This is a genomic window from Shewanella sp. MF08487 (genome assembly GCF_050848685.1).
In the GTDB taxonomy this organism is placed as follows: Bacteria; Pseudomonadota; Gammaproteobacteria; order Enterobacterales; family Shewanellaceae; genus Shewanella; species Shewanella glacialipiscicola.
In genome coordinates, this window is record NZ_JBOZPB010000036.1 from 21,551 (window position 1) to 29,237 (window position 7,687).

The following is a 7,687-nucleotide window of genomic DNA, read 5'->3' on the forward strand; positions in this document are numbered from 1 at the left end:
ATAGCCATGGTGAAGATCTTAGGGACCAGTCTACAGGCTGCCGATCAAGTCGCATTACTGCGAGCCTTAGGTTTGCTGCTGCAAATAGGCTTAACCACGTTTGCCGCCGATACTTTTGGTCTTAGCCTGCAAATGGAGCCGTTAGTGCATGTGTTAGTGCTGGAGGTGTTATACCTGTCACTCACATTGGCACTGCGTAAACCCTTATTTGCTAAGGAGCGCGGCCTCTTTATTGCGCTCAGCTTAGACACGCTATTTTGGATCTCTTGGTTGCACTTTTCCGGCGGCGCGACCAATGCGTTTATCTCGTTATTACTGCTGCCGATTGCACTTGCGGCTGTGACTTTGCCAATCTGGGCGCCTTGGGCACTGACGGCAATTTCAACCTTAGCTTACAGCTTGATGATTTTTACTGTGCCCGAATCCTCCATGCAGCACCACGGTATGGACATGAGTTCCCACTATTTAGGCATGTGGTTTAACTTTGTGATTTCAGCTTTGGTGATGACAACCAGCGTGGCGCTGATTACTAAACGTATGCGCCGCCAAGATGAGCTGCTGACGTATATGCGTGAAGGGCAATTACGTCAGGAACAACTCTTAGCCCTAGGTACAGTATCGGCGCAGATGGCACATCAACTGGCTACGCCGCTCTCGAGTCTGAGGTTATTACTCGATGAAGTAAAAGAAGACATGAGCGATACCTCTATAACGATAGTCGAGATGGAAACTGCGTTAGGTCGCTGTGAACATACGCTTGCCGAGCTGAGATTAGCGACGGAGTCGATCCGCGATCGCCGCCAGCGCCCACAAAAAATAACAGAGATAATTGAAGACTTAAAACAAAAGATTTTGCTGTTAATGCCGCAAACCGAACTGAACTGGCTTATCAACTGTGCGCCGGAACAATTGTCAGAACTGAGTATTTTGACCGACATGAGTCTGACGCCAGCGATCATGGCGTTAATTGAAAATGCTGCCCGCGCCAGTGTTGAAACCATTAATATCCCGCAGGTGGATATTGGTTTGGATATAGCGCCAAGCGAAGAGCAGATCTACTTGCAGATCCGCGATTATGGCACTGGTATCGCACCCGATTTATTGCCACAGTTGGGCACCTTACTCATAGAAAGTCCCAAGGGTTTAGGTGTCGCTTTGCTACTCAGTCATGCCAGTTTAGAGCGTTTGGGTGCAGAGTTGATGTTGGCTAATCATCCCCAAGGTGGCACTGTGGCACAAATTCGTTTCACTATTTTAAGGGATCTGGCGCCGTCTGTATCGCACAAGACTAAGGCTAGTGACGAGGTAAGTTCATGAAACGTTTGTTGATTGTAGAAGATGACCTTTCACTTGCGAGTATTTTAGGGCGGCGGTTAACTCGTCACGGCTTTGAATGCCGCTTAACCCATGATGCGAGTGCGGCTTTGCTGGTGGCGCGGGAATTTTGTCCGAGCCACATTCTGTTAGACATGAAACTTGCCCAAGTGAATGGGCTGAGTTTAATTGTACCGTTGCGTAACCTACTGCCCAAAGTGACTATGGTATTACTCACAGGCTACGCCAGTATCGCCACTGCGGTTGAAGCGATTCGTCTCGGCGCCGATAATTATTTAGCTAAACCTGTGGATACCCAAACCTTGCTCGCTGCGCTAGAAATGGATGGTCATACCCATATGCTGCAAAAAGATGACGTTGATGATTCGCCACTCAATCCTAAGCGTTTGGAGTGGGAGCATATTCAGCAAGTGCTCAATGCGAACCAAGGCAATGTGTCTGTCACCGCACGTCAATTGGGAATGCATCGCCGGACTTTACAACGTAAGTTACTCAAGAAGCCTGTAGGTGAAAGTGGGTGTGTGAAGTAGCTATTTCGCTTTGGCAATGGCTCCTTAAGCTTAGAAAGACCAAGCTATAAGGTATTTGTTTAAATATAAAAAATGCCACTCAAAAAGGCTAAGTGGCATTAACAAGAAATGAGAAGTTATCGATTCATAGGCGCTAGGGCTTTACGCTAGCGCCACTGTACTACATCCTTATGTAATTAAAAGTTAACGGTTTCTTCATTTGAGCAAGGGCCGTTAGTTTCGCACACTTTATAGACGAAGCTCGAACTTGCTAGGTTACTGAAACGGTCAATAAAGGCTGAGCCATTTGAGGTACCTACTGCAACACCGTTACGGAAGATAGTGAATGCATTAGCATTGCTGCCATCCCATGCCAGTGCAACACGTATACTACCGTGACGTGACTTGTTGGCATTTTTCACTGTCATCTCTAATGCCACTTCTGGTACTTCAACCGCAAATTCTGTTGCAATGCTCGCCGTTGCGCCATCGTTGTCAGTTACAGTCAGTGTGACTGTGTAGCTGCCTGACTGGGCATACTGATGATTGACACTCGCACCTACGGCATTTGTACCATCACCAAAATCCCAGTTCCATGACGTCAGGTCGCCATCGCTGTCAGTACTGGTGCTAGTGAAGCTACCGTTACCGTTAGCAAAGCTTGCAGTAAAGCCTGCGGTTGGAGCTTGGTTTGGTGTGTCATCGCCGTCATAAGCACCCACTAGGCTCACACCTGTGTAGCTGCTGTAGCCACTGACCATGACCCAATAAGTTCCCGTTTGGGCTAGATCGATAGGGCAGCTTTCGGCATTGCCGGCTTTGTATGGACGGCAATCATAGCTGCTAGAGGTAGGAGCTTGGCCGAATTTAACATACATATCGGCATCACCGGTGCCTCCTGACATATTAAAGCTCAGGTTGGTTGCACCGCTAGCTACGTCGAGTTTGTAGTATTGTTTGCTACCCGACGTACCCGCCAAACCTGTCACAGCGACACCGTTCGCGAGTTCAGTAGCTTCTGGTGGTGGCGGTGGTGGTGGGGTTTCGCAAGGGGTGATACCCACAGCGGCAAACGCAGTGACCACATCGTTAGCATTTAAGCCTAAGTCAGTTGCGGCCGATTTAACACCACAGGCGCCTTGCCAGAATAAGCTGTCAGCCGTCCAATATAATTGGTTAGCGACTACAAATGTTTGGAATGCTTTGCGCGTATCCCAACCCGGTAAGTTAGCTAAAGTGTAGAAAGCTTTATTGAATACACCTGAACTGTGGTGCACGTCGATGCCATCATAGTAATCGTCGATATGACCGATTGAGATACCGTCTAAGGTTGGATCTGCCATGTAGCGCAGTGCACCACTGCCTTTAAAGATATCGGCGCCGACTAACCAGTCGTTTGTGCCGCGCATGTAAAATTCAGCAGCTTCACCCGCCATATCTGAGAAGGCTTCGTTCATGCCGCCAGATTGATCTGCGTAAACCAGCCCTGAGTTTTGTTCAGTGAAACCGTGGCTCACTTCGTGTGCCGAGACATCTAAGCTCACTAATGGGTGGAAGGTTGTTGCGCCATCACCGAAGGTCATAGCACTGCCGTCCCAGAAGGCGTTTTCGTAGTTGCTGCTGTAGTGAACCCGCATGGTTAACTGGAACGTTAACGGTGCCGTGTTGTACCACTCGCTATACATGTTGTAGATCACGTTGCCGAAGTAGTGCGCATCGTTTAATGGCGAATAAGCGCCGTTGATCTCTTTGACGGTATTGCGCGGACAAGTATAAGAGAAGGCTGTTGCGCCTGATGTGGCACCGTTTAGGTTAACGGTTTTCACGTTAGGTGAGTTCATGGTGCAAGTGTCACCGCTCACTTCAACGTCTAAGCTAGAAAAATCAGTACCGTATTCGTATTGGCCAGTCTTAATGTTACCGCCTGGACCTGTGCCGGTTGCAGCATGGTTAATCCCTTCCCAACGCTTAATCACTTCACCTGAGTGCGCGTCAACCATAGTGAATGGTCGGCTTGGCTCATCGCCATATACTACAAAAGACGTCACATAAACGAGGCGAGTTTTAGCGGCATCATCAAGGTAAAGCCATAATTTTGCTTGTTTGTTTTCAGCCTTCAGGCTAGAAGCGGCTTTCTCTGACTTGCCACGGATCGCAATATCTAACGCTTTGTTAGCCGTTAAAGTGGGTTTGACAAAATCAGCCGACTTTTCAATATTTTTTAATACGCGGCCAGACATGTCGCTGTAAAAGCCCATGCTCGATTGTGACGTCGCAACAGAGAAACCATAAACAGGGACGTCATGGAAATATTGTTGTAAACGTTGTTTTTGCTTGCCTTGACCTAGGTTGAGTTTTTTCTCTACTTTGAGTTGGCTACCTGCGTCTAAGCTGAACTGAGACACTAAGTTATTGCTTGAAGACGCGCTTCTAAGAGTGCCGACATCGACAACATCAGCAGCAAATGCTGATGTGCCTAAAGTGGCCGACACAGCAATGAAGAGTAGCGACAGTTTTTTGTTTAGCATCATGCTTGAAATCCTTTTTCCGTTTTGTAAATAACGTTGGAATGCCATACAGCTTAACTGGCTCGGGCGAGCGTTTTTTTATTGTGATTGCTACTTGGTCCTTGGCATTTCTCTGCCATGACCGCATAGAATGAGCTGTTGCTCAGGCGGAAATTCTCAGGTTTTTATTCTGCGAAAAGCGTGAATGACCGCACGACTCTAGATGTTATTTAAATGTAAAAGTGTTAACAATCGTACAAAGGAACTATCTTCAACGTTCATTTAGACGCTTTTAAATCTGAACTAGAACTTTTGGGTAATAGCAATTTAGCCTAGTCAAATGGCGGGTTTTGTCAGTTGTAAAAAGCACTTTATTGATGAATTTTCATTGGGTTAGGCTGGAAATGTTGGCGAGGTTAAGCATGTGTTTTTAGGCGGGTGATTTTTTAAGTGGGTAGATTTAAGGATTAGCGATGCTTTTGGGCATAACCCTTTTTTTAAGGGCAAAAATCCATCGCTTTGCCGGATTCATTTTGAAAAATGCACTTTGCAATGGCCATTTGAAAGATGCCCTTTGAAATATGTACGTTGCAAGAGCCCGCCCGCGTCGCTATGGCTTGACTCACTGTTCAGCTTATTTCACCAAGGTAACTCTGTGCCATCGTAGGCAAAAAAACGCCCTGTTTGTGCGGGTGTAGCATTGGCAATGATGGGCAGTAAGCAGTTGGCGACATACTCAGGTGTAAACAGTTTACCTTTGGGGACACTCTGTTGAAATGGCTGAGATAATGGCGTGTCTGTCGTGCCCGGATGCAGGGATAACACCACGCCGTGTTTCATGCTTCGTTGCCACTCAATCGACAGTGTTTTGAGAAACATATTCAGCGCGGCTTTTGAGGCGCGATAGCTGTACCAGCCTCCTAATTTATTATCGGCAATGCTGCCGACTCTCGCCGATATCACCGCAAACCTTGCCGAGTGGCTTTGTGTTAATGCCTTAGCAAAGTGCTTCGCCAACATGATGCTGGGCAGGGTATTGAGCGTTACATTGTGCTGGAAAAAGTCGATATCAAGTGACTGTAGGCTTTTTTCTGGCCCTTTATCTTGGGTGTGTAAGATGCCGACACAGTTAATAATCCAATCTAATTCAGTGAGCTGTTCGCTTAGCTGTTTAATCTCAGCTTCATTGGTCACATCTAATGCATGCCATTGGATTTTCTCCTGCCTGTCTTGGGGAAGATGATGCCTGTAGGTGGCGTGCACAGTGGCGTCGGGATATGTCTCTTGGACTTGCTTAACCATGGCTTGGCCAATACCCCCACTCCCACCGACGATAAGTACTTTCATCACAAACTCTCCTTATCCAAATATCAAACTTTCCATATCAAACTCTCTATATCCAAGAGTCACGCTTAGGCTTAGTACAAATGCTAAGCACTAACACTCAGTGCTAATGGTTCAGCTACAAACGGTTTAGGTGAACGAGGTTGTGCTCGGCTGTGGCTAATATGGCGCGCCTTACGGACTCGTCCATTTTGTCCCAAGTTTGGTATAGCATGCCGATCCTTGGGTTCTGCGACAATCGAGCGCGGTGTTTGTCCATAAAACGCCAATAAAAGCTATTGAACGGACAGGCAAGTGCGCCGCTGCGCTCTTTTATCTTGTAATGACAGCCGCTGCAGTAATCACTCATTTTATTGATGTAGGAACCGCTAGCAGCGTAGGGTTTAGTACCGACAATGCCGCCGTCGGCAAACAATGCCATGCCGCGGGTGTTGGGCATTTCAACCCATTCGATAGCGTCAACATACACGCCTAAATACCACTCATCGACTTGATTTGGCTCGATTTCGGTTAATAAGCAGAAATTGCCAATCACCATTAAGCGCTGAATATGATGGGCGTAGGCAAAATCTAATGATTGGGATAAGGCTTGTCGCATGCAGCTCATCTTAGTGTCGCCATGCCAAAAATAATCGGGCAGCGTCCCATGGGCATTGAGCGCGTTAGTGCTGGCGTACTGCGGCATATTGGCCCAGTAAATACCGCGAACGTATTCTCGCCAACCTAATATCTGTCGCACAAATCCCTCGACTTGGGCGATATCAATTTCAGCATTTGTTTGATAGCTGTCGATAGCCGCATTGATGACTTCTAACGGGCTGATTAATTTACTGTTAAGGCTGAATGATAGCCGACTATGGTACAAGCTCCACTTGGCGGGATGTTGCGCTGTCATGGCATCTTGAAAGCGGCCAAAGGAAGGCAAGCAAACCTGACAAAAATACGTTAATAGCGCGAGGCTTTGCGCACGGTTTATAGGCCACAGCAATGGCCCATCAATGCGACCCATGGTCGGGATTTGGTGACGCTCAAGCCTAGCGAGAATTTCCGTCATATCGAAGCTAAACATTAATGGCTCAGGCAAGACTTTTATATCCTGAGGTTTAAGCTTTTGACGGTTGCTTGCATCAAAGTTCCATTGCCCGCCGAGTGGCTTTCCTTCTTGCATCAAGATGTTGAAGCGTTTACGCATACGGCGATAAAAGTGCTCCATCATAATGTGTTTGCCGACGGGGAACTGCGCATCGATTTCGTCAAACGGCAATATAAAGTGCTCAGTATCGACACAGTTCACCACGGCGGTGTTGAGCTTAAGCTGACTCAATTGCTCAAGTAGGCGGTATTCATCTGGCCTTTGGTATTCAAACTTGATCGCGCCAACCTGCGTCACTTGATGTTGAATGAGCCCCAGTAGTTCGCTATAGCCCTGAGTGTTATTGAAGGTGTCATCAAGGATTAAATAGAGCACTTGATGCCCTTGCGCCCGCAGCTCTTGGGCAAATTGCGCCATTGCCGCAAAGAAGGCACATATCTTTTGCACATGATGGGTCACATAAGTGTTTTCTTGGTGCAATTCTGCAATCACATACAGCACTTGATCATCAACGCGGTTAAACCAAGAATGCTGTGCATTGAGTTGATCGCCTAAAATTAACCTGACGGTATGGAATTGCTGTAATTGCATTAAGTGGACTCGTTGAATGACAATTCTCAATTGAGGGTTACGGTTAAATGGGGGATTGGGATCAATCTGAAGGTAGCTCTACAGGGAGAAGTTTTTATAGTTGTGATTTGGGATTGCTTAACTTCTTTGAATACCTAATCAGGTTAAATTATTTTAAAGCAAAGTCAAAGTCGTGGGGCTTCTGTACTGGTCAACCCAAACTGGACACTTTTACTTGAGAATTTTCAAACTCTACCGGTGACAGATTGTCATTAGCAGAATGAAGTCGCTCCAAGTTGTAATATTTCATGTAAGCCGTCACATCTTGC

Annotated in this window: 6 protein-coding genes; 2 read left to right on the forward strand and 4 right to left on the reverse strand. The window is 46.9% G+C overall.

Translation table 11 applies throughout. From position 1 onward, the window contains the following. Positions 1-6 precede the first annotated feature (6 nt). Positions 7-1,317 carry a sensor histidine kinase gene (locus tag ACRN9H_RS18530; protein ID WP_432315683.1) on the forward strand — a complete coding sequence of 437 codons (1,311 nt, stop codon included), beginning with the start codon at positions 7-9 and terminating at the stop codon, positions 1,315-1,317. Beyond that, positions 1,314-1,865 (forward strand): response regulator transcription factor, encoded by a 552-nt coding sequence (locus ACRN9H_RS18535; RefSeq protein WP_432315684.1) that lies wholly within the window; start codon positions 1,314-1,316, stop codon positions 1,863-1,865. The genes ACRN9H_RS18530 and ACRN9H_RS18535 overlap by 4 nt, the downstream gene beginning before the upstream one ends. A gap of 176 nt (positions 1,866-2,041) precedes the next feature. Here ACRN9H_RS18535 and ACRN9H_RS18540 read toward each other — a convergent pair whose 3' ends face one another. The 4 genes from ACRN9H_RS18540 to ACRN9H_RS18555 all read right to left on the reverse strand — a co-directional run. Then, positions 2,042-4,375 carry a M4 family metallopeptidase gene (locus tag ACRN9H_RS18540; protein WP_432315685.1) on the reverse strand — a complete coding sequence of 778 codons (2,334 nt, stop codon included), beginning with the start codon at positions 4,373-4,375 and terminating at the stop codon, positions 2,042-2,044. 615 nt (positions 4,376-4,990) lie between these two features. Further along, positions 4,991-5,698: an SDR family oxidoreductase gene (locus tag ACRN9H_RS18545; RefSeq protein ID WP_432315686.1), complete on the reverse strand. Its 708-nt coding sequence runs from the start codon at positions 5,696-5,698 to the stop codon at positions 4,991-4,993. Positions 5,699-5,813: 115 nt separating this feature from the next. Then, entirely contained in the window at positions 5,814-7,379 is a 1,566-nt protein-coding gene (locus ACRN9H_RS18550) for a cryptochrome/photolyase family protein (RefSeq protein WP_432315688.1), read from the reverse strand. Between the two features lie 190 nt (positions 7,380-7,569). After that, a partial coding sequence (locus ACRN9H_RS18555; RefSeq protein ID WP_220733647.1) for an IS3 family transposase occupies positions 7,570-7,687 on the reverse strand: 118 nt, incomplete at its 5' end.